This window comes from Bradyrhizobium sp. 27S5 (genome assembly GCF_037217225.1).
Taxonomy (GTDB): domain Bacteria; phylum Pseudomonadota; class Alphaproteobacteria; order Rhizobiales; family Xanthobacteraceae; genus Bradyrhizobium; species Bradyrhizobium septentrionale.
The window spans coordinates 5,353,732-5,377,769 of the sequence record NZ_CP147714.1 but is presented as its reverse complement, the minus strand read 5'-3'; the positions used below and the strand labels follow the sequence as shown (position 1 = coordinate 5,377,769).

Annotated in this window: 25 protein-coding genes; 12 read left to right on the top strand and 13 right to left on the bottom strand. The window is 64.9% G+C overall.

Annotated elements, in window-relative coordinates:
- Positions 1–6 precede the first annotated feature (6 nt).
- From WDM24_RS25335 to WDM24_RS25300, 8 genes are all read right to left on the bottom strand, one after another.
- Positions 7–1,419: an acetyl-CoA carboxylase biotin carboxylase subunit gene (locus WDM24_RS25335; protein ID WP_338827507.1), complete on the bottom strand. Its 1,413-nt coding sequence runs from the start codon at positions 1,417–1,419 to the stop codon at positions 7–9.
- A 14-nt stretch (positions 1,420–1,433) separates the two neighbouring features.
- On the bottom strand, positions 1,434–1,676 hold the full coding sequence (locus tag WDM24_RS25330; RefSeq protein ID WP_166297455.1) for an acetyl-CoA carboxylase: 243 nt from the start codon (positions 1,674–1,676) through the stop codon (positions 1,434–1,436).
- A gap of 44 nt (positions 1,677–1,720) precedes the next feature.
- Positions 1,721–2,449: a LamB/YcsF family protein gene (locus WDM24_RS25325; RefSeq protein WP_029080253.1), complete on the bottom strand. Its 729-nt coding sequence runs from the start codon at positions 2,447–2,449 to the stop codon at positions 1,721–1,723.
- Between the two features lie 117 nt (positions 2,450–2,566).
- The gene (locus WDM24_RS25320; protein WP_338689981.1) at positions 2,567–3,754 is read right to left on the bottom strand and encodes an ABC transporter substrate-binding protein; all 1,188 of its coding nucleotides are present in this window, start codon (positions 3,752–3,754) and stop codon (positions 2,567–2,569) included.
- Between the two features lie 29 nt (positions 3,755–3,783).
- Entirely contained in the window at positions 3,784–4,857 is a 1,074-nt protein-coding gene (locus WDM24_RS25315; RefSeq protein ID WP_338827505.1) for a branched-chain amino acid ABC transporter permease, read from the bottom strand.
- A gap of 3 nt (positions 4,858–4,860) precedes the next feature.
- The gene (locus tag WDM24_RS25310; protein WP_338827503.1) at positions 4,861–5,775 is read right to left on the bottom strand and encodes a branched-chain amino acid ABC transporter permease; all 915 of its coding nucleotides are present in this window, start codon (positions 5,773–5,775) and stop codon (positions 4,861–4,863) included.
- Between the two features lie 3 nt (positions 5,776–5,778).
- The gene (locus WDM24_RS25305; protein WP_166297449.1) at positions 5,779–6,501 is read right to left on the bottom strand and encodes an ABC transporter ATP-binding protein; all 723 of its coding nucleotides are present in this window, start codon (positions 6,499–6,501) and stop codon (positions 5,779–5,781) included.
- The gene (locus tag WDM24_RS25300) at positions 6,498–7,271 is read right to left on the bottom strand and encodes an ABC transporter ATP-binding protein (RefSeq protein ID WP_338827501.1); all 774 of its coding nucleotides are present in this window, start codon (positions 7,269–7,271) and stop codon (positions 6,498–6,500) included. Before WDM24_RS25300 ends, WDM24_RS25305 begins: the two co-directional genes overlap by 4 nt.
- Before the next feature lie 97 nt (positions 7,272–7,368).
- Between WDM24_RS25300 and WDM24_RS25295 the strand changes: the two genes are divergently transcribed.
- From WDM24_RS25295 to WDM24_RS25270, 6 genes are all read left to right on the top strand, one after another.
- Positions 7,369–8,289, top strand: coding sequence for a LysR substrate-binding domain-containing protein (locus WDM24_RS25295; RefSeq protein WP_338689972.1), 921 nt, complete (start codon positions 7,369–7,371; stop codon positions 8,287–8,289).
- A 677-nt stretch (positions 8,290–8,966) separates the two neighbouring features.
- Positions 8,967–9,383 (top strand): hypothetical protein, encoded by a 417-nt coding sequence (locus WDM24_RS25290; protein ID WP_338827499.1) that lies wholly within the window; start codon positions 8,967–8,969, stop codon positions 9,381–9,383.
- Positions 9,384–9,502: 119 nt separating this feature from the next.
- The gene (locus WDM24_RS25285; protein WP_166297442.1) at positions 9,503–9,757 is read left to right on the top strand and encodes a PilZ domain-containing protein; all 255 of its coding nucleotides are present in this window, start codon (positions 9,503–9,505) and stop codon (positions 9,755–9,757) included.
- Positions 9,758–10,293: 536 nt separating this feature from the next.
- Positions 10,294–10,809, top strand: a complete 516-nt coding sequence (locus tag WDM24_RS25280; RefSeq protein ID WP_338827498.1) for a GNAT family protein — start codon at positions 10,294–10,296, stop codon at positions 10,807–10,809.
- 103 nt (positions 10,810–10,912) lie between these two features.
- Positions 10,913–11,365: a cupin domain-containing protein gene (locus WDM24_RS25275; RefSeq protein ID WP_338827496.1), complete on the top strand. Its 453-nt coding sequence runs from the start codon at positions 10,913–10,915 to the stop codon at positions 11,363–11,365.
- A gap of 84 nt (positions 11,366–11,449) precedes the next feature.
- Positions 11,450–11,632, top strand: a complete 183-nt coding sequence (locus WDM24_RS25270; RefSeq protein WP_338827495.1) for a hypothetical protein — start codon at positions 11,450–11,452, stop codon at positions 11,630–11,632.
- 25 nt (positions 11,633–11,657) lie between these two features.
- On the opposite strand, the gene WDM24_RS25265 is transcribed toward WDM24_RS25270, so the two are convergent.
- Together WDM24_RS25265 and WDM24_RS25260 are read right to left on the bottom strand one after the other, a co-directional pair.
- Positions 11,658–12,593: a sugar kinase gene (locus WDM24_RS25265; RefSeq protein ID WP_338827494.1), complete on the bottom strand. Its 936-nt coding sequence runs from the start codon at positions 12,591–12,593 to the stop codon at positions 11,658–11,660.
- Positions 12,577–13,623: an SPFH domain-containing protein gene (locus tag WDM24_RS25260; RefSeq protein ID WP_338827493.1), complete on the bottom strand. Its 1,047-nt coding sequence runs from the start codon at positions 13,621–13,623 to the stop codon at positions 12,577–12,579. Before WDM24_RS25260 ends, WDM24_RS25265 begins: the two co-directional genes overlap by 17 nt.
- A 185-nt stretch (positions 13,624–13,808) precedes the next feature.
- On the opposite strand from WDM24_RS25260, the gene WDM24_RS25255 reads away from it, so the two are divergent.
- Entirely contained in the window at positions 13,809–14,516 is a 708-nt protein-coding gene (locus tag WDM24_RS25255; protein ID WP_338689954.1) for an NUDIX hydrolase, read from the top strand.
- Positions 14,517–14,532: 16 nt separating this feature from the next.
- Here WDM24_RS25255 and WDM24_RS25250 read toward each other — a convergent pair whose 3' ends face one another.
- A complete protein-coding gene (locus tag WDM24_RS25250; RefSeq protein WP_338827492.1) occupies positions 14,533–15,861 on the bottom strand; it encodes a phosphotransferase in 1,329 nt (442 codons plus the stop codon).
- Between WDM24_RS25250 and WDM24_RS25245 the strand changes: the two genes are divergently transcribed.
- From WDM24_RS25245 to WDM24_RS25230, 4 genes are all read left to right on the top strand, one after another.
- Entirely contained in the window at positions 15,851–16,141 is a 291-nt protein-coding gene (locus tag WDM24_RS25245; protein WP_338701407.1) for a copper chaperone PCu(A)C, read from the top strand. The two genes, WDM24_RS25250 and WDM24_RS25245, sit on opposite strands and share 11 nt — an antisense overlap.
- Positions 16,142–16,261: 120 nt before the next feature.
- Positions 16,262–18,034 (top strand): PQQ-dependent dehydrogenase, methanol/ethanol family, encoded by a 1,773-nt coding sequence (locus tag WDM24_RS25240; RefSeq protein WP_224741540.1) that lies wholly within the window; start codon positions 16,262–16,264, stop codon positions 18,032–18,034.
- Between the two features lie 68 nt (positions 18,035–18,102).
- Entirely contained in the window at positions 18,103–18,645 is a 543-nt protein-coding gene (locus WDM24_RS25235; RefSeq protein WP_338827490.1) for a c-type cytochrome, read from the top strand.
- Positions 18,642–19,271, top strand: coding sequence for a hypothetical protein (locus WDM24_RS25230; protein WP_338689946.1), 630 nt, complete (start codon positions 18,642–18,644; stop codon positions 19,269–19,271). Before WDM24_RS25235 ends, WDM24_RS25230 begins: the two co-directional genes overlap by 4 nt.
- A gap of 46 nt (positions 19,272–19,317) precedes the next feature.
- Here the strand turns inward: WDM24_RS25230 and WDM24_RS25225 are convergent, their stop codons facing one another.
- Complete coding sequence (locus tag WDM24_RS25225; RefSeq protein WP_338827488.1) at positions 19,318–20,256, bottom strand: IclR family transcriptional regulator; 939 nt, start codon at positions 20,254–20,256, stop codon at positions 19,318–19,320.
- Positions 20,257–20,562: 306 nt separating this feature from the next.
- Between WDM24_RS25225 and WDM24_RS25220 the strand changes: the two genes are divergently transcribed.
- Entirely contained in the window at positions 20,563–22,365 is a 1,803-nt protein-coding gene (locus WDM24_RS25220) for an acyl-CoA dehydrogenase family protein (protein ID WP_338832444.1), read from the top strand.
- Here the strand turns inward: WDM24_RS25220 and WDM24_RS25215 are convergent.
- Positions 22,362–24,035: a bifunctional protein-serine/threonine kinase/phosphatase gene (locus WDM24_RS25215; RefSeq protein WP_338827486.1), complete on the bottom strand. Its 1,674-nt coding sequence runs from the start codon at positions 24,033–24,035 to the stop codon at positions 22,362–22,364. The two genes, WDM24_RS25220 and WDM24_RS25215, sit on opposite strands and share 4 nt — an antisense overlap.
- Positions 24,036–24,038: the final 3 nt, after the last annotated feature.

The following is a 24,038-nucleotide window of genomic DNA, read 5'->3' as shown; positions in this document are numbered from 1 at the left end:
GGCGGGTTATCGTGCGGTTGTCGGAGTGAGTGTAGCGGACGGCGGCGTCGTTGCCGCCGCAAGGGTCTCGGCATGCGCGGCGAGCCACGGCTCGAGCCAGGCGGTGTGGAAACGCGAGGCCTGCACGTCGGGATCGCCTGCCAGAGCCTGGTGCAACGGCTTGGTCGTCGCCAGGCCTTCGACCTCGAGCTCGGCCAGCGCGCGGATGAGCCGCGCAATGGCGCTGGGACGGTCGCGATCGTGAACGATCAGTTTTCCGAGCAGGCTGTCGTAGAAGGGCGGCACCGTGTAGCCGGCATAGAGCATGCTGTCGAAACGCACCCCGTCTCCGCCGGGGATGCTGAGCGCGCTCACCGTGCCGGGGTTCGGCATGAAGCCTTTCGCTGGATCCTCGGCGTTGATGCGGACCTCGATCGAATGGCCTTCGACCTGCACCTGATCCTGACGGATGCGGAGCCGCTCACCGCCCGCGATCCGGATCATCTCGACCACCAGGTCGATCCCGGTCACCATCTCCGTCACCGGATGTTCGACCTGGATGCGGGTGTTCATCTCGAGGAAGTAGAATTCATGGCTGCGGTCGTCATAGAGATATTCGATCGTCCCGGCGCCACGATAGTTCACCGCCTTGGCGAGCGCGACCGCTGACGCGCATAGCAGTCCACGCACCGCCGGCGTCAGCGACGGCGAGGGCGCTTCTTCCCAAACCTTCTGGCGGCGGCGCTGCAACGAGCATTCGCGTTCGAAGCAGTGAATGACGTCGTTGCCGTCGCCCAGCACCTGCACCTCGATATGCCGCGCGCCTTCGACCAGTTTTTCGACATAGAGGCCGCCATCGCCGAACGCCGCCAGCGCCTCGGCCTGGGCCTGCGGCATCAGGTGATGAAATTCCTCCGCGGTTCGCGCAATGCGGATGCCGCGCCCGCCGCCACCGGCCGCGGCCTTGATCATCACCGGGAAGCCGGTCGTTTCGACCAGCGCGAAGGCGGCCTCGGCGGACTCCAGGCGTCCGCGGCTGCCCGGGACGGTCGGAACGCCGGCAGCGGCGGCCACTTCGCGGGCGGCAACCTTGTCGCCCATCAGGCGGATCGATTGTGCGGTGGGGCCGACGAAGGTCAGGCCGGCGGCTTCGACGGCCGCGGCGAAGGTGGCGTTCTCCGCAAGGAAGCCATAGCCGGGATGGATGGCGTCGGCACCGCTGGCCTTGGCCGCGGCGAGGATTGCCTCCTGGTTGAGATAGGATTTCGAGGCCTGCGGCGGACCGATGTCGACCGCCTCGTCGGCGAGGCGGACGGCAAGCGAGTCCTTGTCGGCCTTGCTGTAGACCTGCACGGTCGCAATACCGAGTTGGCGTGCCGCGCGGTTGATCCGCACGGCGATCTCGCCGCGGTTGGCAATGAGGAGCTTCTTGATCGTCATGGATGCTGGTCGGCTCAAACGTCGATCTCGGCGATGGGCTGGCCGGCCATCACGGCTTCCTCGTTCTCCGCCAGGAAGCGCACGATCTTGCCCGCCGCGCCCGCCTTGACCTCGTTGAATGATTTCATCACCTCGATGAGGCCGATCGTGTCGTCTTCCGTGATGCTGTCGCCATCGGACTTGTAGTCCGGCTTGTCGGGGGCGGGCTTGCGGTAGAAGATCCCCGGTAGCGGCGAGAATATCTGCTGAGTGGCCATGGAATGTCCTCGTGTGTTCGCTTCGATCGTCGTGGCGCGATGTATCAGGGCGCGGTCAGATAGGGACGCACCGCTTCGCGTACCGCCTCCGCGATGGCAACCGCATTGGGCGTGTCGGAATGGATGCAGATGGAATCGGCCCCGACAATGATGTCGTTTCCGGCCACCGTGCGGGTCTTGCCCTCGTTCACCGCGCGCGTGCAGCGTGAGGCCGCATCGACGGGATCCTTGGCATCGTGTTCGCGGGTGATGATGAGGCTGCCGTCGGCGTTGTAGTCGAGATCGGCATAGTATTCGGCGACGAAGGTGTGACCGCGGCGCTCGTAGACCTTCTGATGCAGCGTGCCCTTCATGCCGAGCAGCGGCACCTTGTAGACATCGGCGGCGTCGGCGACCGCCTCCGCGATGTCCTCGTTGCGGGATGCCATGCCGTACAGCGCGCCGTGCGGTTTGATGTGATTGAGCGGCATGCCCTCGGCATCGAGGAACGCCTTGAGCGCACCGATCTGGTAGAGCAGGCAGTTCGCGAGCTCGTCGCGATCGATCTTCATCTCCCTGCGCCCGAAGCCCTGCAGGTCAGGCAGCGACGGGTGGGCGCCGACCTTGACGCCATGCTGTCTGGCCAGTTGCACGGTCTTGCGCATGTGGTTGAAGTCGGAGGCATGAAAGCCGCAGGCGACGTTCGCGACGTCGATATGAGGCATCAGGGCCTTGTCATCGCCCATCCTGTAGAGGCCGTAGGCTTCGCCCATGTCGCAATTGATGACGACCATATTTCACTTTCCTCCCGTTGTCCTGTTCCGGGCTGTTGCGTGTGATCCGATCGGCCGGCCCGCCTGCGGATGCGACGAGGCATCCGCAAGCGATGCGCGGCGAGCTTGCTCGCAGAGTTACTTGGAGATCAAATAATCGACCGGGATTTTTTCCGAGATCGTCCACTGATCGATCACCTTCGGCTTGCCGGCCTCGGTGTCGACGATCAGATAACGTCCCTGGTTCTGGTGGTGGATGTCCTTGTTGAAGGTGCGCGGCCCGAACAGCGTGGGCTCGTTGGTCATCTTCTCGAGCTCGGCCACCACGCCCGCAGCGTCGGTCGTCTTGGCGCGTTCGACCGCCTTGGCCCAGACGTCGATCAGGACGTAGCCTGGATAGACGTATTGGCTGGACGGATCGCCGCCGGTGACTTCCTTGTACTTCTTGTTGAACTCGTTGACCTTCGGGTTCGGATCGTCGCCATAGACCGAGCCTTGCACCGGAACGTAGAAGTTCGACAGGTCAGGCACGGCGTTCAGCCAGTAGCTGCCGTCGACGCCCGAGCCGTTGAGGATCATCGATTTGATGCCGGCGGCGCGGATCTGCTTGATGGCAGAGACGGCGCCCGGCATCATGGTGCAGAGCATGATGGCGTCGGGTTCCTTTGGCAGGCTCTTGATCCGCGTGATCTGGGACGCGATCGAGGCGTCGTCGTTCTTGAAGGTGTCGCTGCCGGCGAGGGTAGCGTCCTTCAGACGCGGCAGCATCCAGTCGAAGCCGTCGCAGATGCCCTTGTTGTAGACGGTCCAGCTGTCGAGCAGCCGATAGAAGCTGCGGACATTCTTCTTGGTGTAGGCCCATTCCGACATGGTCGCGCCCTGCACCGGCGCCAGCACCGAAGCCGAGAACGAGAACGGCCCGACGCCGGGGATGCCGGCCTTGATCGATTCGGCGCACAGGAAGAAGGAGACCTTGCCGGCCGCCTGCGCCTGCAGCGCGGCCGGTGCGCCGAAATCATAGTCGCAGGAGACGATGACGAGGTCGGCACCCTGGTCGAGCACCGCAAGTCCGGCCTTGGCGCCTTCGGCCTGGTCGGTCTTGGTGTCGGCGAACACCGGCTTGATCTTCTTGCCGAGCAGGCCGCCCGCCTTGTTGATCTCGTCGATGCGGATCAGGGCGGCATCCTGCGCGGGCTTGTCATAGGCCTGCATGAAGCCTGATGCGGCGGTCGCGAATCCGACCACGATCTCGTTCGCGGCATGGGACGGTGTGAGCCACAATGTGGACACGCCGGCCAATATCCCCAGTATCTTGGTAAAACGCATGATCCACTCCTCCAATGATGCAACGAACTTCAGTTGGTTTCCTTCAGCGCAGTCTGTACCGGCGGTGCGAGGCGCCGCTGCAGCGGCCAGCCGCGCCATGTGAATTCCCGGTTGCGGGTCAGGCCGCTCGGCAGGTAGATCAGGATGACGATGGTGATGATGCCGATCGCGATCTCCTGGGCGCCGTTCGGCAGCGCCACGGTCAGGCCGCCGACGCTGAAACCCCTTTCGAGGTTGCGAAACAGCTCGATCAGCACCGACATCGCGACCACGCCGGACACCGCGCCGCTGAGGCTGTACATACCGCCGACCACCAGCATCGACAGCGCGATGAAGGTGGTGCGCAGGTAGAACGAGCCGGGATTGACGATGCTCAGGAAGTGCGCATAGAGCGCACCGGCCAGGCCGATGATGAAGGCGCTGACGACGAAGGCGACCAGCCGCTCCCGCACGATATCAACGCCGGAGGCGCTGGCGGCGACGGCCTCGTCACGCGCCGCGCGCAGCGCGAGCCCGGAGCGCGACACCGAGTAGAGATAGGCGATCGCGATGGCGACCGCGGCGCCCAGCCACCCGACCCAGACGTTCATGGTCGGGGGAATTCCGACGATCGAACCCTGTCCGCCGGTGACCGAGTCCCAGTTCGAATAGACGTTGTTGACGACGCCGAGCAGGCCGAAGGTGGCGATCGAGGCGGCGATCCCCGAGAGCCGCATGATGATGCGGCCGACGATCAGCGCAAACAGGGCCGCGAATGCACCGGAGATCGGCGTCGCGATCCACATCGGCAATTGCGTGTGCAGCAGCCAGGCCGGCAATCCCTTGAGCGTGATCGACTTCATGACAGGCGGGATCGCCAGCCATGCCGTCATGTAGGCGCCGAGGCACATGAAGCTGATATGCCCGAATGACAGCAGGCCGGAATTGCCGATAAAGGCGTAAAGCCCGACCACCACCATGATGTTGATGAACATTTCGATCGCCGTGCGGTTGAAGGCGCGGCTGCCGAACTGATAGGTCAACGCCGTCATGGCCAGCAGCACCACGATCAGGATGATCGGGGTGATGATCGTTTGCCGGATGACGGATGGCGGCCGCGACATGGATCAGACTCGCTGCTTGGCGGATTTCGGGGCGAACAGGCCCTGCGGGCGAACCAGCAGGACCACGATCACCGCGCCATAGACGAAGGCGTCGCGGAATACGCGGGCATCGTGCGGCAGGGTGGCCTGGAACACGACGCTCGCAGCTCCGATCAGGAAGCCGGCGGCGACCGCGCCGGGCACGCTGCCGAGCCCGCCGATCACGGTTGCGATGAAGGCGATCAGCATGACATTGGCGCCCATGCCGATATCGGCCGTGCCGGAATTGGTGGCGAGGATCAGGCCGATCGCCGCCGCCAGCATGCCGCTGATGGCAAAGGCCAGCAGGATGACGCCGTTGGCGCGCACGCCGAGCATGCGGGCCATGGTGAAATTCTCGGCGGCGGCGCGCATCTCGAGGCCATAGCGCGTGCGCTTCAGGAACAGCACCAGCACCGCGAGCACCACCAGCGTGATGATGATGGTGACGACCTGCAGCATCGGAATATGGGCGCCGAGAAACTCCACCGGCAGGCCGAGGTTTGGCCACAGCGTGATCGACTTCGGGCGGCTCGAATAGAGCAACAGCAGCAGATGGCGGATCACGAAGCCGAGCGCAAAGGACGCGATCATCATGGTCGCTGGATTGGCGTTGCGGAAGCGGCGGAAGACGACGACTTCCGACAGCATCGACAGCCCGGCGCCGACCAGCAGCAGCAGGGGGATCAGCAGGTAAAATGGCAGCCGGCCGGCAAATACGATCGCGGCAGCATCGACCGACGGCAACAACATGGCGAAGACACAAAAGGCGATGAAATCGCCATGCGCGAAGTTGACCAGGCGCATGACCCCGAACACCGCCGCGATGCCGAGCGCGCCGAGCGCATAAAGGCTGCCCAGGCTCAACGCGTCGAACACGATTTGCAGGGCAGCGGTCATGGCCTAATGGTCCCCGAAGCCGAAATAGGCCTGTTTCAGCCGTGCGTCCTTGACCATGTCGGCAGCCTCGCCCTCCAGCACGATGCGGCCGCCCCGGATCAGGACCATCCGCCCGCCCGTCATTTTGGCGCGGGTCGAGCTTTGCTCGACGATCAGCAGCGTGAGCTTGCGCTGTGCGCGCAGGCGCATCAGGATCTCGTAGACCTGGTCGATGATCTTGGGCGCAAGGCCGAGCGACGGCTCGTCGATCGCCATGATGCGGGGAGCCGCCATCAAGGCGCGGCCGATCACCAGCATCTGTTGCTGACCACCCGACAGCATGCCGGCCGTCGTGTGGCGACGCTCCGCCAGCATCGGGAAATCCCGGTAGACGGACTCAAGATCGCCGGCAATCCTGGTCCGGTCGGCGCGCATGCCGGTGCCGACTTTCAGGTTCTCTTCGACGGTCAGGCCGCCGAACACGTTGCGTCCTTCGGGCACCAGCGAAAATCCGCGCCGCGCGATCTCTTCCGGTGCTGCGCCGGTCACGCGCGCGCCGTCCAGCGTGATGCTGCCCGAGCCTGTCGGCACGACGCCGGCGATCGCATTCAGCAGGGTCGACTTTCCGGCGCCGTTGGGGCCGGTCACGAACAGGATTTCGCCCTCGGCGATGGTCAGCGTGACGCCGCGCAAGGCGGTGAGGCGCCCATAGCTCACGGTGATGTCGTTGACCGCCAGCAAGGTCATGACGCCGCGGCCTCTTCCGCGAGCGCCGGAACGACCTCGTCCTGCTGGGTGCCCATATAGGCATGCCGAACCGCGTCGCGGCGGCGGATCTGGTCGGGCGCGCCGACCTCGATGATCTCGCCGGAATCCAGCACGAAGATGCGTTCGCACAGTTCGAGCACGAGCCCGATATTGTGCTCGATCAGGAGAACGCCGATGCCGAGCTCGGCGGCGATCCGCTTGATAACTGCGGCCAGATCGTGGCTCTCATGCTCGGACATGCCGGCCGCGGGCTCGTCGAGCAGCAGATAGCGCGGCGTGCACATGATGGCGCGGCCGATCGCGACGCGGCGTTCGTCGGTATAGGGCAGGGCGCCGGCAATCGTGGCTGCGAGCGGCGAAATGCCGAGCCAGGTCAAGACGCGCCTGGCTTCCGCAATCGCGTCGCGCCGGCTCTGGCCGAGGCCGACGCCCGTCACTTCGAGGTTGTCGAGAACAGGGAGATCGCGGAACAATCGTCCCGATTGAAACGTGCGCGCGACGCCCATCCGCCGCAGTTTGTGCGTGGCAATGCCGCCGATCGCGGCGCCCTCCAGCTCGACGGTTCCCGTGCCGACCGTCTGGAATCCGGTCAGGACGTTGATCAGCGTGGTTTTTCCCGCGCCGTTGGGCCCGATCAATCCGGTGATGCGGCCGCGGGGGACAGCCAGGGTCACGTTCGACAGCGCTTTCAGGCCATCGAATTGGACGCTGACGTCGCGAGCGACCAACTCCAAGCCTTGGGAAGTCATCGAGCTGCGGTCCCCTACGCGAAGCAACGATTGATTTTTTCGACGCGCGGGGCGATTGTAAAATTCGAAAAAGTAGTCACTGATATCGGAAAAATTGATGACCCTGACTTTCCGTCAGGTCCGCCACTTCATTGCCACCGCGGAATCCGGCAGGGTTTCGGCGGCTGCGGCTGCGCTCAACGTGACGCAATCGGCCGTCACGGCATCGATCAAGGCGCTTGAAGCCGATCTCGGCCACAAGCTGTTTGACCGGCATTCCAACGGCGTCACGCTCACCGTCGACGGTCAGCAGTTCCTGCAGCGCGCCCGCGCCATCGAAGCCAGCGTGTCGGATGCGATGCGGGGGCCGCACCGCTGGGGCACCCAGGTCGACGGCACCGTCGACGTCGCGGTCAGCTACACGGTGGCCGGATATTTCCTGCCGCCGCTGCTGTCGCGCTTCTGGCGATCCTTTCCCGGCATTACCGTGCGGCTTCATGAGTTTCAGCGCGATGCCATCGAGCAGAGCCTGGTGAAAGGCAGCGTCGATGCGGCGATCATGCTTGTCTCGAATCTGCATGATCGGCGCAGCATCCATTCACGCCTCTTGCTGCGGTCTCCGCGCCGGCTCTGGACCTGCGCCAATCATCCGCTGTTGCGCAAGGACAAGGTCACGCTGGCCGATCTTGCCGGCGAGCCGTATCTGATGCTGACGGTCGACGAGGCCGAACGTTCCGCGATGCGTTACTGGCAGCGCACCCCGCATGTCCCCAACGTGACTTTCCGTACGCTGTCTGTGGAGGCGGTCCGCAGCATGGTGGCGACCGGAATGGGTATCACGATCCTGTCCGACATGGTCTATCGGCCCTGGTCCCTCGAGGGACATCGTATCGACGTCAAGGTGCTGGACGATGACGTGCACACGATGGACGTCGGTCTGGCCTGGAAGAGCAAGTCGCGCCTTTCTCCGGCGGCCCGCGCCTTCTGCGAGTTTGTCGCGCACGCCTATCCGGGATCGGAGCCGATCCAGTTCGACTGAGGATGGCGGTCAAGGGGGCACGTGAAGGCCCGCCGCTGCGACTGTGACCCAACTAACAAGGGCTGCAATGGCGTTCGTGCTAACTTCTGAGCGCGGTTGGCACCGTGCCTCCCGCGGCGCCTCCGTTCCAACGGGCTGCCCGCTCACTACGAACCGCCTAGCAGCCGCGGGCGCGGCAGCCCTGCGGGCGCTTTGGATCAGCGGTCCACTTCGATTTCAAGTTCGGCGAACCGCTTGTATATCCACGATCGTCCGTCAAACCGTCGCCAGACGCGCCCCCAAGCCAACTCGCTCGTAATTGTTCGCCGTGGGACAATCACAGTCCACACGTGCCAAAGCGACATCCAGTCAGGCTTCGTCATACGGCTTCTTCAGTCAATTCGATCGGTTCGTATGTACGAAGCCGCCACGCCGAATATCCTGGCGCGACGGCTTCGCCATGGTGGACCCGGATGGAGGGCAATATCCGGTACGCTGATGTCTGAGGGCTTCTGAGCATCAAGGCAAACGAACTCGCGCGTTAAGCTTGATGTCGCGCGGCGAGGTTAAATCTGGAACCTCCGCGCTCGGGTTAGCCCCATTTAGTTGAGGTTAACCGCACCATGTTATTGACGTCGCGCACTTGTGGCTGATCCCTTTTGCCGGAAACTGCACCCCCAGTGATTGGAGACGGGGAAGTGTCCTTCCAGCTGACCGTCTTGAAAGTGCTGGCCGGCCAGCCCACCGGGCGGGCCTCCGTTGCCGAAGTACGGCATGCCGTCGAAATCCTGATGAACAGCGGCAAGGACTGGACCGATCGCATGAAGCGGCTGCTCGCGCATGCGCCGGACCTGAATATCTTCTCGGCCAGGTTCGTGCTCCGTGATGTTGAAGGCTGGTCGATCACAGAAGAAGGTCGGCAATTCCTCTCCACGCTCGAAACGGCTGTCGCCGTTCGGAGAGAGCCGCCTCGATCGACCGCCGATCTGCCGCCCGGCGAGCCCGCTGCGCCGCCGGCAACGGATGCGGCAAGATCACTTGATCTACCCAGAAACCGTCGTCAGAAGCCGCGGCGGCGCCGCGCCAAAAGCCAATCCAACCGGCGCACAGCGTGACGCAGCGGCGCCGGCTTCGCGCCGGTCGCGGCGCGCGCGGTACCCCGATCGTTAGTAGAAACGCAATCTTTCACGCGCAGCATCGATCTAATTTGCATTAGTTATTGATGGGCTCGGAAATGATTGCTTTTCCCGACAGGCGAAAGTCTGTGCGTAATCCATCGCTGGATAATGCGTTAATCAGGTTTGGCGACATGTCATTGTGCTGTGTCGTCGGCGACATCACAGAGAACGGCGCGGCGCTGAAGGCGGATGATCCGCCGTCACCCCTTCCTGACCAATTCACGCTTATTGTTCCGCCAAGCAAGACTTACTCGTGCAACGTCGTTTGGCGAAAAGGCGCATGGCTCGGCGTCGCATTCGTTGCTGGATGACAGGGGCGGGTGTTTGATAACCTCGAATTGAGGGAAAATGCCAAGGCAATGTGAGCTATTTCACATGCCGTCACACGCTTAGCTGACACTATCCCGCTGTGATTTCAGCGGGACACCATGGACGACGATTTTTGCAGAGAGAGGGCGCGGACCGTGCGGGCGCTTGCTGAGCAAGCTGACCCGTTCATCAGGAAGCGCCTGTTGCAGCTGGCCGCTCACTACGAACGACGCGTCGCTCAGCCAGAGAAGGCTGATCGAGATCGAGCTGACCTGCCCGCGCTCTGGCCATCGATCTGGCCAACGTGAATTCCGGACAAGGGCTTAGCGAACAGTAGGAAGCCGAGAACGCCGCTCGCCCTATCCTTGGCGTAGAACGGTGCGACGGTAGACACGGTCACGGCGGCCAACCTCAACATCGTGAGTTGATCCGCCGCGGCCTCTGCCCGGCGGCAGGATCGCTCGCGCCGATATCGCGGCAATGACGGGAACCTGCTATTCGCTGGTGTGAGACATCCACCCGATCGCAGGGACTCGAAATGAACGTGCCGCCCATCGAGATTCGTCGGCTCTTGCCTGAGGACGCTGCCCTCTACCGCGACATCCGCCTCGAGGCGCTGCGCTTGAGCCCTGAGGCGTTCGGCAGCGCCTATGAGACGGAGAGCGCGCATCCCGTCGGCTGGTTCGCCGAGCGGCTCGAACGCGGCGCGGTGATACTTGGGGCGTTTCGCGGCGGCGAACTCGCAGGCATCGTCGGCTTCGTCGTGGCGGAGGGGCCGAAGCGGCGGCACAAGGGCGAGCTGGTCGGCATGTACGTGCGGTCGGCGGCGCGGCGCACCGGCGTCGGCGGTCTTCTGATCGATGCCGCGCTCGATCTTGCCGCTGAAACGGTCGAGCTGGTGCTGATCGGCGTGGTGAAGGGCAACGAGCAGGCTCATCGGCTCTACCGCAGCGCGGGCTTTGTCGAGTACGGGATCGAGCGGCGTGCCCTGAAGATCGACGGCCGCTACTACGACGACATCCTGATGGCGAAGGATCTCGTCGCGCGCGGCTGACTGCGCGCGATGCAGCGCCCCGGTTGCGGCGGGCCGTTGCGATCGATGCACGTCCACGCATAAGGTCGCGCATTCGCTTGCCGCCATCGCCCGGGGAACAGCCATGCCGAAGATCGACCTGACAAAAGTGCCGGAACGCAAGGGGACGGGTTACCCGGCCGAGTTCGCCGCGCCATGCGCCGAGCGCGTGCGGCAGCGTCTCGGTGACGCCGGCGGGCTCGCCGACTTCGGCGTCAATCTGATGCGGTTGCCGCCGGGCAACTGGAGCCAGCGCCATTGGCACTCGGACGAGGACGAATTCGTCTATGTGCTAGCGGGCGAGGTGGTGCTGGTGGAAGACGGCGGCGAGACCGTGCTGCGCGCCGGCGATTGCACGGCGTTTCCGAAAAACTCCGGCAACGGACACCATCTGATCAACCGTTCGCAGATGACGGCGACCTATCTCGAGGTCGGCTCGCGCTCGCGCGCCGACGTCATCACCTGCTCCGACATCGACATGATGAGCCCGAGCTCCGACGGCCGCTTCCTGCACAAGGACGGCACGCCCTACGAATAGCCGAACGGACGCGGCAGCGGTTGGGCATTGCGGATTGATCGCCAAAGGCCCAAATTTCCAGGGATAGCGTCTGGATACATTGCGATGACGGAATGGTATTTCGTTTGGCTTGATGGCCCGCGCGGGCCCGAACCGCAGAAATGGTCGTCGGACGGGCTCTGGGGGCAGCTTGGCCGCCAGGACATCATTGTGCGCTTTCCGCTGACGGAGCGCGAAGCCACGCTGTCGATCGACCAGCTCGCGAGATTGCACCCGGTGCCGGAGTGAACCAGCCGCGCGAGCGCCGGCGGCCTCACACCACCAGCCGACCTTCGCGCTCGGCGACCATGATCTGCGCTTCCGTCCCCGAATTGAACTCGAGCCGGTCGGCCTCGATGCCGTCGCTGAAGATGACGCCGTTCTCGGGCATCAGCGAGCGCAGGCTGAGGCGCTCGGCGCGGTCGAGGCTGCCGCAGACCAGCGTGACCTGCGAGGTGCGGCTTGGAAACGGCTCGCGCACCGCAAAGCGTAGTACGCCCGCGTCCCACGGCTGCGGCAGATAGGGCGGGGCGCTGCCGCCATTGCCGAAGCTGCCTGCGATCGCGAGCGAGCCGGTGACGATGCTCTTGAACCAGGCGGTCGAGCCGAGGCCGGTCGCGACGATCAGGCCGCTCGACGACTGCCGCTCCTTCTGCCCGGCGAGCGCGATCTCGTAGACGGCTGACGTATGAGTGCGCGCGCCGATGAAGAGGTCGTTGACGGCGTAGAGCACCTGGCCGTTGGTGAGCTCGGCCCTGGCCATGGTCACCGCCTTGTGGCTGCGTCTGTCGGATGCGACCTCGCGCAGCAGGGCAGGGAGATCGCGCGGCACGAAGGGCAGCAGGATGCCGTCGTAGCGTTTCGCATCGGGGTTGAGCCCGATCAGGGGATGGCCGTCGAGATATTTCATCGTGTTGGCGACCACGCCGTCCTGGCCGAGCGCCACCACGATGTCGGCGGGGCCGAAGATGAAGTTCGGCAGAAAGCTCCGGTCGATGATCTGGTAGCGTCCCCATTGCTCCAGCGCCTGCACGGTGACGTGGCGCTCGGCCTGGTAGATATCGTGCTCGCGCTGGTAGTCGGAGAAGTCGGCACCGAGATGCTCGACATAAAAGCGGGCCTGCGCCGCGGTCAGGTATTTTGCGATCAGTTCCTCGAGCCGCGTCTTGCGGGTGACGAGGACGATCTTGCGGTCATTGTCGGCGGGCACGGGCAACCTCCACAGCGGCGGGCTTCTCCAGCAGCGAGTTGAGCAGATCGGGCGAGACGTTGAGCTGGCCAATCTTCTCGGCCTTTTCGGCGATGCCGCTGAAGGCCTGCGCGATCAGCTGTCCCGGCTGCATGCCGGCTGAGGCCAGCGCCTGGATCACGCGGGTGTCGACGCCCTCGAAGATCTTCATCAGCGCCCCCACGCGGTAGGCCTCGGCATCCGCCAGCGTGCGGGTGTTCTCGGCGTTGAGGCCGACAAAATCCTTGCGCTTGCTCTCCAGCGTGATGTCGGCGACCATGCCGGCCTCGCGCAGCTCGGCCTGCTTGGCGGCGACGCTCGCCTCGGCGTCCATCTGGGTCTCCCGGATCGAGCGCTTCTTCTGCTCGACCGCGATCTCGGTGTCGAGCTCGCTCTCGCGGATGGCGCGTTCCTGTTCCACGGCAAAATTGCGCCGCGCGAAGATCGCCTCGTCCGCGCTCTTGAGGATCGCTTCGCGCGCCTCGGCCTCCAGCGCCTTGGCGGTATCCGGCGTCGGCTTCACGCCGCGGATCGAGACGCCGAGGATTTCCAGGCCAAGCGAAGCGATATCGGCGCGGCCGCGCAATCCTGTCTCGATCAGGCCGGCGATGCGGTCGGCGGCCTGCAGGGCCTCCTTCAAGGTCAGCTCTTTGACCGCCTGCTGGGCCAGCACCTCGACGGTGGCGAGGATCCGCTGCGGCAGCTTCTCCGGGTCGTCGGACTCGTAGGTCTTGCCGTCGGCCTTGAGGGTGAAGTTGAGCATCGCAGCTGCCTTCTGCGGCTCGCTGATCCGGTAAGTGACATGGCCCTGAATGGTCAACGCCTGGAAGTCGCGGGCGATCTGCTGGAAGATGAAGGCCGCGTCGCGGCTGCCGATCGGGACCGCGACCAGCGAGGTGACCGGCCCATAATAGAAGCCGGACAGGCCGGCGCCTTGCTGGGTCACCGCGCCGCGGCGGAATTTCATGAGGTAGGTGGTCGGCTGGGCCTTGATGAAGCGGAGACCGAACATGGCGTGCACTCCCATAGTAAGTTGGTCTGAACAACTAAGTTAGTTGGACTGTACAACTAAGTATGTTATTGTCAAGCCGGGGCGCGAAAGGGTTCACGCCACCAGAGCGTTTTCGAGCGAAGTGGATACCGGTTCGCGTGAAGAAAACGCGTCAAGACAAGAAGCTCTAGAGGAGCGGGGAGAGCATGCCCGAGAAGCCGGATCTCGACTTTCCGAGGCCGCTGACGACGGTCGACGTCGTCATCTTCGCCATCCGGTCAGACGCGCTTCAGGTCCTCTTGGTTCAACGCCCAAGAGCGGAAACCGAGCCGTTCCCAGGGTCTTGGGCGTTGCCGGGCGGCTTCGTCGATATCGCCGGCGATCGCGACCTCGAAGCCTGCGCGGCGCGCAAGCTGAAGGACAAGACCGGCGTCGTCAGTCCGTATCTGGAGCAGCTCGGCAGCTGGGGCAGTGCCACGCGGGATCCGCGCGGCTGGTCTGCGACGCACGCCTATTTCGCATTGCTGGGCGAGCACGCCGCGGGCGGCGCGCTGGCCGCGGATGCGCAGTGGTTCGCGGTCGAGGGCGAGAAGGTGAGGCCGAAGCTTGCCTTCGACCATGCTGAGATCCTGCAGGCCGCGATCCAGCGGCTGCGCAGCAAGGTCGAGTACACCTCGCTGCCGGTCTATCTGATGCCGCCGGAATTCACGCTGCCGGAATTGCAGCGGACCTTTGAGATCGTGCTTGATCGCCCGCTGGAGAAGAGCGCGTTCCGCACCCGCATGCTCGCCGCCGACCTGATCGAGCCGGTTGCGAAGATGCGCAAGGGGCCGAACCGGCCGGCGCAGCTCTACCGGTTGAAGAGGTCCAAGGCCCCGGTGTTCTTCGCGCGGACCTTCAATCCGCCGGATTGAGATACGTGACCGGGCGTCAAACCGAAAGATCGAAGCCGGGCGTCGCGACGTCAGTCAGAAAGGAGGTGAGGAACATCTTGCCAAGCACATGTTTGGCCGCGGGGGTGCCGACCTTGATCCGGCCGGCACTTGTGGCCTCTGCGAGCTCGGCCAGCGTCGGCGCCGCAAGGCTCGTGTCGGGTGCGGTGCGCGGGGCGGTGGCGGATGCGCTGAGCAGCACGCCGGCGTAATAGAGACGGGTGAGGGCGCGGACGTGCGCGAGCCGGGCGCGCAGCGCGTCGTTCAGCGGATGGCCGCGCCAGGCACGATGCAGAATGTCTTGCAGCTCCGGCGTCCTCGCGAGGCTGTCGCCGACAACAGCGAGATCGACCAGTGGATCGGTCCGGTAGGCGGACTCCCAGTCGATCATCCAAAGCCTCACGCCATCGAACAGGATGTTGGCGGGAAGCGGGTCGTTGTGGCTCGAGACCGAGTTCGTGTCATCCCACACATAGGCCACGCGGATGCGTTCGAGATGTTCGTTACACAGGTCGAGCACGCCGGGTGCGAACAGGCCGGTGCGGCCAACATGGGCCCAGAGCCGGGCCACGATGTCGGGATAGCGCACGAAGGACGGAAAGGTCGGCGTCGCCTGTAGCCGCGCCAGCAATTCGCCGAGCGCCTTCGCCAGCACCGGCAGGCCGCCGGGATAGCGGCCGAGCGGCTGCCGCTGCACGAAATCCATCACCGCGACTCGCGACGTCTCGTTGGCATAATAGAGTCGCGGCGCGATGCCGGCCTCGGCGGCAATCCTGAGCGAAACATATTGATACGGATTGCGCAGCGGGCTCGGTACCCCTTCGATCCGTAGCAAATAATTCTCGCCGCCCGCATCGATCCGGAACAATTGCGCGGATGTGGCGCCGCCCGAGACAGATGTAACGGCGTCGATCGTTGCCGTGCCGATCACTTCACGCAGTGCGGCATGCGCCGCTTCGCGCTGCACAGGCGGAAGTGTATCGAGATCACTCATGCACAAAGAACTAGCATGACGGCTATGCGTGCCGAAATCGCATTGATGCAGCGTTCTCGATCTATTGCTGGCAGCGCGCGACGAAGCATGAAACAGTGCCGTAAAAATCATGTTGGGAGAAAACTTGATGTCGTTCGAGCGGGGGTTGCATTGCGCCGTTGCGTGCAGGACCGTTAAGTGCAGATCATGGATCGCGTTGCCATTATTCTGCCTGATCAGCACCTTCGGAGTGATGCATCGCGCCGCCGCTAGCGAATCCTTGCAGATTGTGGACGCGCGCGTACCGGCGGCCGACAAAGAAGGCGGGGACCTTCCCTTGACGATGACGATCAAGAACGAGGCCGACAGCGCCGATGCGCTGCTCCGTGTCCGCTGCCCGGTTGCGAATTTTTCCGAGCGTCACATCGTCGATCGCGGCGAAGGCGCGCCGGCGATGCGCTCGATATCCAATATACCAGTCCCGGCCAAGGGGACGCTCGAGCTGAAGCGCGACGGCTATCACGTCATGCTGCTGCAGCTGCGCCAGGTGCTCACGCCCGGCGAGACGTTCAAATGCGCGATCGTCTTTCAGAAGGCAGGCACAATCGAGACGGAGGTGCTGGTCCAGAAGTGACCACGGGAAGGCGGCGGGTGAGACTGTCACCTGTCGGGACTCAAGGCTTCTCGCGCGATCGCCCGTATGTGACGGGCGGTTCGATCAATGAAGAATGCTAGATCCGGAGGAAATGAATCTATGACAAGGTTGAATTGGGTTAAATCGCACATGCTCGCGGCGGCAGTAGCATCCGCTGCGACCCTCGCGGGCTCTTTCGCGCTCGCCGACGATGTCAACCAGGAGCGTCTGCTCAATGCCGACAAGGAAGCCGGCAACTGGCTGCACCACCACAAGAACTACTCGGCGACCCGCTTCTCGTCGCTGGCGGATATCAACAAGGACAACGTCAAGAACCTGAAGGTCGCCTGGACCATGCATCTCGGCGGCGTCGAGGGCGGCGGAATCTGGTCGCATGGCGGCCTGGAGGGAACTCCGATCGTCGAGAACGGATTCATGTACGTCACCGACGGCTGGGGTTCGGTCTACAAGATCGATGCCCACGGCGGCAAAGGCGTGCTGGTCTGGAAGATGGATCCCAAGACCGACCACGACTGGGCCGGCGCGGTCGCCTGCTGCGGCGTCGACAATCGCGGCGTCGCGCTGTGGGATAACCTCGTCGTCTCGCACACGCTCGATGGCCGCCTGATCGCGACCAACAAGGAGACCGGGCAGGTTGCCTGGCAGCGTCAGGTCGCCGATCCCGACAAGGGTGAGGTCATCACCGGTGCGCCTCTGATCGTCAAGGGAATGGCGATCACGGGCGTGGCCGGCGCCGAATACGGCATTCGCGGCTGGATTGCCGCGACCGATCTGAAGAGCCAGAAGGAAGTCTGGCGCACCCACACTATCCCGGGCAAGGACGAGCCGGGTCACGAGACCTGGAAGGACGACAAGAACGCCAAGGCGAGCGGCGGCGGATCGACCTGGGTCACCGGCAGCTTCGACCCCTCGACCAACACCATCGTCTGGGGCGTCGGCAATCCCGGACCGGACTGGGATAATGAATACCGGCCCGGCGACAACCTCTACACCGACTCTTCGCTTGGTCTCGATGCCGACACCGGCAAGATCAAGTGGCACTACCAGCACACGCCGAACGATCCCTACGACTATGACAGCGTGGCGGAGAACGTGCTGGTCGACGTCCCCGGTCCGAACAACACGACGCTGAAGCTCGCGCTCGAGGCCGACCGCAACGGCTTTGCCTATGCGATCGACCGCAACAGCGGCAAGTTCGTCTGGGGTCTGCCCTTCGTCAAGAAGGTGACCTGGACCAAGGGTCTCGATCCGGAGTCCGGCAAGCCGGTGGAGTATGATCCGAAGCAGGGCGTGCAGAAGTATAACGCGTCGGTCACGCCGAGCCGCACCAACAAGGAAACGGACATCTGCCCCGGCAACATGGGCGGCAAGAACTGGCCGCCGACCGCGTACAATCCGAACCTGAAGCTCTGGTACATCCCGGTGATCGAGAGCTGCAACCGGATCAAGGTCGAGGAGATGACGCCGGACAAGGTGAAGGCGCGCGAGTTCTTCACCGGCGGCGGGCCGAGCCAGCCGTTCAAGATCACGGGCAGCGTGACCGCGATCGACGTCACCACTGGCAAGATGGCGGGGAAGGCGGAGACGGAATTCCCGAACCTCGGCGGCATTCTGGCGACGCCCGACCTGGTGTTCTCCGGACAGCCGTCCGGCGAGGTGATCGCCTATGACGCAAAGTCGCTGCAGAAGCTCTGGGAGTTCAACACCGGCGGTGGCGTCAACGCGCCCCCGATGACGTTCTCGGTGGACGGCAAGCAGTATGTCGCGATCCTGGTCGGCCTCGGCGGTGCCTGGGACAAGTGGTTCATCGATGCCACGCCCGAGCTGAAGCGGATGCAGCCGGGCTCGATGCTCTACGTGTTCGCCCTTTGACGTCGCACGCGCGGGAGGCTTCGGTGAGAGGCCTCCCGCGTCACTTTTGATCCAGAGAAACAAAACAAATGAAGCAAGGATGGCTGGTTGGCGCGTGGCTCGGCTGCGCGCTGGTGATGGGATTTATCGGTACGGCGCATGCGCAGTCGGCGAGCGATCCGACCGATGCCGGCAAGGCGGTGTTCAAGCGCGGCAATTGCATCGGCTGCCACAAATGGCACGGCAATGGCGGCGGCGGCTATGGCGGCGACGCGCTGTCGCTGCGCAAGACCGAGCTGACGCGCGAGCAGATCATCGAGACCGTGACGTGCGGGCGGCCAGGCACCGGCATGCCGTTCTTTGTGCGCGGCTCCTACGACACCACAAAATGCTACGAGATGACCCGGCAGGACGTCGCGGACCGCATACCGCCTGAGGCGAATGTGTTCCTGCGGCCGAACGAGATCGAGGCCGTCGCCGACTACGTGCTCGCGCACGTCAAGAGCAAGGGCGAGCCGAGCTATGACGAATGCATCACCTTCTTCGGCGATGGCTCGCGCGTCTGCAACGTCTACAAGGACGCCGGCCACGCCGCCGCGCCGTCCGACCAGAGCGAGAAGGCAAAGCCATGAGCAAGCAACGATCGGCAATCCGTGGCCTCGTCTTCGCCGCCACCGTCACCGCAGCCGTGCCGGCGATGGCGACCGCGGGCGACCTGCGCGACATCAATGTCGGAATGGCGATCAGCAGCGTTCCCGACGCCGGATACATCAACCTGACGTGCGCCGGGGAGAAGACTACGCACAGATTGGCTGAATGGGCGCAGTGGCCGAATTGCCCGGCCGGGCCGGACCAGCTGCGCGGCATCCGCTTCGAGTATGATCGCGAGACCGCGCGGGAAGGCACCATGGTCGCCGGCCATCCGGCGATCCTGACCGTCATGATCGATCAGGACGCCAAGATCGCGGCGCTGACGATCGAGACCGATCCGAAGGCGCGGCTCTATCTGCGCAAGAAGGCCTTCCTGCTCGGCCTGCAGGCGAGGTCGCGCTATGGCGAAGACGGCTGGACCTGCTCGAACGCGCAGCCGGCCGGTGGCAAGCAGGAGGTCGGTGGCGTCTTCGTCGACGAGACCTGCAGCAAGACCACCGATGGCCGCACCGTCGTGATCGAGCGTCATCTCTATCGCGAGCCGAACAAGGAGCTGAAGGATATGACCGACGAGACCCGGATCACGATCCGCCGCGCGGGGTCGTAGAAGGTTCTCGTTGTCATGGCCGGGCTTGTGCCGGGCATGACGAAGATCAGGTCTCGATCGGCGCTGCGTCGATGTCGATCTGCGGCAGCAGGCCGGGCGACTGCCGCTCGACCAGCTCGCGCATCTTGCCGATGATCGCCCTGGCGTCCGCGGAGACGATCGCGCTGGGGCCGGCGACCGTGATGACCAGCGGGGGCGTCCGGTCGGTATCGGTCAACCGCATCGCGATTGCGCTGAGGCCGGGCGTGCCCATGTCGCGGGTATAAGCAAAGCCCTGGCGGCGGATCGTCGCCAGCGCATGCTGGATATCCGGAAAGCGGACCGGAGATGACGGCGCTTCCTCGGCGTTGATCCGCTGCACGATCCGCCGCGCATCCTCGTCGTTCATCAGGCTGAGAAACACCCGGCCCGGGGTCGAATGGGTCAACAGCCGCCGCGCACCGGGCTCGAGATAGTAGCGCACCGGCGTCGTACCCTGCAGCACGCGGATGTACTGGCTGTAGAGCTGGTTGCGCGCCACGACGAACGTCGTCAGCCGTGTCGCCTCGTGCAGCTCGCGCGTGATGGCATCGAGCGTTGCGCCCGGCAGCCGCTCGCTCGTGAGCCAGCCGCCGAGCAGGGCGATGCGGACCGTCGGCCGGTAGGTGCGTGCCTGCCGGTCATGGTCGAGATAGCCGAGCTCGACGAGGCTCTTCAGTAGCGCCGACGTGCTCGACGGCGGGTAGTTCAGCCGCCGCGCGATCTCGGTCATCGCCGCCGGCCGCTCGATCTCGGCAAAATATTCGAAGATGCGGAGCACGCGGTGCGCCGACTTGACGACGGACGGATCCGCGCTGCCGTCGGCGGCGCGAAACAATTCGTCATGCCGGTTGGCCTCGATCACCGTCGCGGCGGGATCGTCGAGTTGCGCGCGCACCCGCTCGGCGACGATGCGCCTGCGGCCCCGCCGCGACGGGGGATGGGTGTCGGAGCGCGCTCCCTTCATCTGCTGCCGCTCGCGTCCTTGCGCAGCGCCAACTTGGTGCGCCGCAACATCCTTGATGTCGCCTTCTGCTATCGAATGTGCAGCGAAACCGGCTGAGGTCAATAGTGCGCGGTGCAGCATCGACCTGGCATGCGATCCACGAGCGGACGGCATTTCCTCCACGTATCTGAAATTATTCTCGCGCGGGGGGCCGGTGATGGACATCGGCACCATCGTTCTCGATGTTGCAGACAGACCGGGGATGACATCCCGCACACCGGAAAGGCTGGTGCGACGTCATCCCGAACAAGGAGAGCCCCGATGCAGATGAGCGCGCGCGACCTTCGCAGCCCCGACGATGCCGCAAATCCGGCCGATCCCGCCCGCCACATCTCGCATGATTGCGCAGGCCTCAACTTCTACGATCTCGATCGCGGACTGCGCGGCCTGCTCAATTTGCATCTGTCGCGCGAGGATCGCGAGCAACTGGAGCCGCATTTCCACCGCCTGGGCGAGTTGGCGGGAGGCAGGCTCGACCGGCTGGCGCGGATCGCCGACAAGCACGGCCCGGTGCTCAATCCGCGGGACGCTTACGGCCGCGACGAGGACTGGATCGACTATCATCCGGCGTATCGTGAGATGGAGGCGATCGCCTTCGCCGATTTCCAGTTTCATGCCATGAGCCATCGCGCCGGCGTGCTCGGCATGGATCGGCCGCTGCCGGCCGTGGCCAAGTACGTGTTCCAGTATCTGTTCGTGCAATCCGAGTTCGGGCTGATGTGCCCGATCAGCGTCACCGACACCTCGACGCATCTGATCCGCAAGTTCGGCTCCGACGAGCTGAAGGCCTATCTGCTGCCGAAGATGCTGTCCGACGACATGGCGACGCTTTGGAAGGGCACGCAGTTCATGACCGAGCGCGCCGGCGGCTCCGACGTCGGTGCGGTCGAGACCGTTGCGCGCCGCGATGGCGATGTCTGGCGCCTGACCGGCGACAAATGGTTCTGCTCCCACGCCGATGCCGACGTCGCGCTGATGCTGGCGCGGCCGGAAGGCGCGCCCGGTGGCACCAGGGGTCTGGCGCTGTTCGCGCTGCCGCGCCGCCTGAAGGACGGACGGCGCAACAGCTACCGGATCGTGCGCCTCAAGGACAAGCTCGGCACCAAATCGATGGCGTCAGGCGAGATCCGGCTCGACAACGCGGTCGCTTATCTCGTCGGCGATCCGACGCAGGGCCTCAAGCAGATGATGGAGCAGGTCAACCTCTCGCGCCTGTCGCACGGCGTGCGCGCTGCGGCCATGATGCGGCGTTGCGTCAACGAGGCCAAAGTCAGCGCCTCCTCGCGGGTGGCGTTCGGCCGGCGCGCGATTGATTTCCCGCTGCTGCGACGGCAACTGATGAAGCTGATCGTGCCGACCGAGCAGGCGCTGTCGATGATGCTGGTGGCCGCGCGCGCGATGGACGATGCCAATGCCGGTTCGGCGCAGGCGAGGGACCTGCTGCGCATCCTGACGCCGCTCTTGAAGTACCGCGCCTGCCGCGACAACATTCCGGTCTCAACCGGCGCGATGGAGGTGCGCGGCGGCAACGGCTACATCGAGGAATGGGTGCAGCCGCGGCTGGTGCGCGACGCCCATGTCGGCGTGCTCTGGGAAGGCACCAGCAACATCAACGCGCTCGACATCATCACGCGCGCCGTCGGCAAGAGCGGCGCGCAGCGGGCGCTGGCCGCGGCCCTGCATGCGCGGCTCGACGAGGCGAAGGCTTTGCCGGAGCCGTTCCGCAACCGCCTCCGCACAGCGCTCGACCGCGCAATCGGCTTTGCCGAGCAGGTGGCGGCCGATCGCGCGGCGGAGCATTCGGCGCGGCTTGCGGCCAGCGCGCTCTACCATGCCGCGTCGGCGATCGTTCTGGCGTGGGAAGGCTGCCAGGCGCAGGTCGATGCAAGGCGGCTGTTACTTTCGCGCTTCGTGCTCGAGCATCGCCTGACCGCGAAGGACCCGCTGGCGCCGGCCGACGACGCATGGGAACGCGACGCCATCGCGCTGGTGCTTGGTGACGAAGCGGTTACGCTCGCGCAGGCGGCGGCGTTGCTGGTTGCTTGGTCGCCCGGTCTTGGCGCGGATTAGTGCCGCGCCAGCAGCACCACGACGATCACGGCCAGGATCGCGCACAGCACTTTCCAGAATGTCACGGGATCGCGGTCGTGCAGCGATTTCCGGGTCGTGACGGCGGGGCCGGCCCAGGTCGCTCCGTTCTCCAGCTCGTGCGCGAACTCGATGGCGTCGCCGAAGCGTTGTGCCGGCTCGACGCTGAGCGCCTTGCCGATCACGGCATCGAGCCAGGCCGGCAAATCGGGGCGGTAGCGCGACAGCGGCGCCGGCTTGCCGAAGCGCGGCCGCGAGAACGGCTCGATCTCGCCGAACGGATAATTCGCGGTGAACATCCGGTAGACGGTGACGCCGAGCGCGAACAGGTCGGACGCCTCATCGCCTGCCTTGCCGCCGAACAGTTCAGGCGCCATGTAGCTCGCGGTGCCCGGAATGTCCTCGGCCGGAAAATCCTCCAGCAGCGGCACCCGCGCGACGCCGAGGTCGACCAGCCGCAAGCCGCCGTCCTTGAGCAGGATCACATTGTCCGGCTTGATGTCGCGATGGATGATGCCGGCGCGGTGCAGCGCCGTCACCGCGCGCACCAGCTTGGTGGCAAGCCCGATCCCTTCGGTCAGCGACAGCCGCGGCGCGCGATTGAGCCGCTGCTCCAGCGTCTCGCCGTCATAGAGCGGCATCGCCGAATAAAGCCTGGTCCGCCGTTCCGCCGGCACCTCGATGATCTCGCCGATCCACAGGCTGCGCACGCGCGCGGCGACCCACGCCTCGCGGACGAAGGCGAGGCGATAGGAGCCCTCGCTGGCGACCCGCGGATGCGGAAATTTCAGCACGACCTCGCGGCCGGCGCGCTTGTCGACCGCCCTGAACAGGCGGCTGTAGCGTCCGTCGGACAGCACGTCGCCGAGCGCGAAATCGTCGACGATGTCGCCGCTTTCCGGCAGATCGCCGATCGGCAGCGTTGCGATCGAGTGGGTGAGCTCGTCACGATCCGCCGGCGGCAGGTCGACGACGTCGAGCACCAGCGCGGTGGTGTTGTCGCTGCTGCCCGCTGCGAGTGCGGCCTCGACGATGGCGCCTGCCGATTCCTCCGGTGGCGTGCGCTCCTCCAGCAAGTGCAGCAGGCGGGAATCGCCGAGCGCGCCGTGCACCCCGTCGCTGCAGATCAGAAGGCGGTCATGTTGCCGCAGCCCGACGGAGGTGTAGTCGAAGCGGGCGAACTCCTCGAACCCGATGGCGCGGTTGAGCAGGTGCGCGAGATCGCCGCGGCCGGCGATATGATCCTGCGTCAGCCGCTCCAGGCGTCCATCGCTCAGGCGGTAGACGCGGGTGTCGCCGATATGGATCACATGGCACTGCCGCCGCGACAGGATGACGGAGGAGAACGCACACGCCATGCCGCTGCGCGCGACATCGACCCGCCCCTGACCGTAGATCCAGCTATTGGTGGCTTCGAGCGCCCGTGCGGCGCGGCGGCGGACGCCGAGCGTCTCGGGCAGGCAATAATAGGCGTCGATGAAGCTGCGGACGGCAACCTCCGCGGCCTCGCGTCCGCCCTTGTGGCCACCGACGCCGTCGGCGACGGCCGCGACGACGTCGCGGTGCAGCGTGCCCGGCGTGCCGAAGCACGCCGCGACATAGTCCTCATTGGCGGCGCGCTTGCCGATCTCGCTGGCGAAGCCGAGCCGCACTCC

Bases quoted from the DNA above. Each gene is read 5' to 3' on its own strand.
- WDM24_RS25335 (WP_338827507.1), bottom strand. From the start codon at position 1,419: ATGACGATCAAGAAGCTCCTCATTGCCAACCGCGGCGAGATCGCCGTG.
- WDM24_RS25330 (WP_166297455.1), bottom strand. From the start codon at position 1,676: ATGGCCACTCAGCAGATATTCTCGCCGCTACCGGGGATCTTCTACCGC.
- WDM24_RS25325 (WP_029080253.1), bottom strand. From the start codon at position 2,449: ATGGTCGTCATCAATTGCGACATGGGCGAAGCCTACGGCCTCTACAGG.
- WDM24_RS25320 (WP_338689981.1), bottom strand. From the start codon at position 3,754: ATGCGTTTTACCAAGATACTGGGGATATTGGCCGGCGTGTCCACATTG.
- WDM24_RS25315 (WP_338827505.1), bottom strand. From the start codon at position 4,857: ATGTCGCGGCCGCCATCCGTCATCCGGCAAACGATCATCACCCCGATC.
- WDM24_RS25310 (WP_338827503.1), bottom strand. From the start codon at position 5,775: ATGACCGCTGCCCTGCAAATCGTGTTCGACGCGTTGAGCCTGGGCAGC.
- WDM24_RS25305 (WP_166297449.1), bottom strand. From the start codon at position 6,501: ATGACCTTGCTGGCGGTCAACGACATCACCGTGAGCTATGGGCGCCTC.
- WDM24_RS25300 (WP_338827501.1), bottom strand. From the start codon at position 7,271: ATGACTTCCCAAGGCTTGGAGTTGGTCGCTCGCGACGTCAGCGTCCAA.
- WDM24_RS25295 (WP_338689972.1), top strand. From the start codon at position 7,369: ATGACCCTGACTTTCCGTCAGGTCCGCCACTTCATTGCCACCGCGGAA.
- WDM24_RS25285 (WP_166297442.1), top strand. From the start codon at position 9,503: ATGATTGCTTTTCCCGACAGGCGAAAGTCTGTGCGTAATCCATCGCTG.
- WDM24_RS25280 (WP_338827498.1), top strand. From the start codon at position 10,294: ATGAACGTGCCGCCCATCGAGATTCGTCGGCTCTTGCCTGAGGACGCT.
- WDM24_RS25275 (WP_338827496.1), top strand. From the start codon at position 10,913: ATGCCGAAGATCGACCTGACAAAAGTGCCGGAACGCAAGGGGACGGGT.
- WDM24_RS25270 (WP_338827495.1), top strand. From the start codon at position 11,450: ATGACGGAATGGTATTTCGTTTGGCTTGATGGCCCGCGCGGGCCCGAA.
- WDM24_RS25260 (WP_338827493.1), bottom strand. From the start codon at position 13,623: ATGTTCGGTCTCCGCTTCATCAAGGCCCAGCCGACCACCTACCTCATG.
- WDM24_RS25255 (WP_338689954.1), top strand. From the start codon at position 13,809: ATGCCCGAGAAGCCGGATCTCGACTTTCCGAGGCCGCTGACGACGGTC.
- WDM24_RS25245 (WP_338701407.1), top strand. From the start codon at position 15,851: ATGACGATCAAGAACGAGGCCGACAGCGCCGATGCGCTGCTCCGTGTC.
- WDM24_RS25240 (WP_224741540.1), top strand. From the start codon at position 16,262: ATGACAAGGTTGAATTGGGTTAAATCGCACATGCTCGCGGCGGCAGTA.
- WDM24_RS25235 (WP_338827490.1), top strand. From the start codon at position 18,103: ATGAAGCAAGGATGGCTGGTTGGCGCGTGGCTCGGCTGCGCGCTGGTG.
- WDM24_RS25230 (WP_338689946.1), top strand. From the start codon at position 18,642: ATGAGCAAGCAACGATCGGCAATCCGTGGCCTCGTCTTCGCCGCCACC.
- WDM24_RS25225 (WP_338827488.1), bottom strand. From the start codon at position 20,256: ATGAAGGGAGCGCGCTCCGACACCCATCCCCCGTCGCGGCGGGGCCGC.
- WDM24_RS25220 (WP_338832444.1), top strand. From the start codon at position 20,563: ATGAGCGCGCGCGACCTTCGCAGCCCCGACGATGCCGCAAATCCGGCC.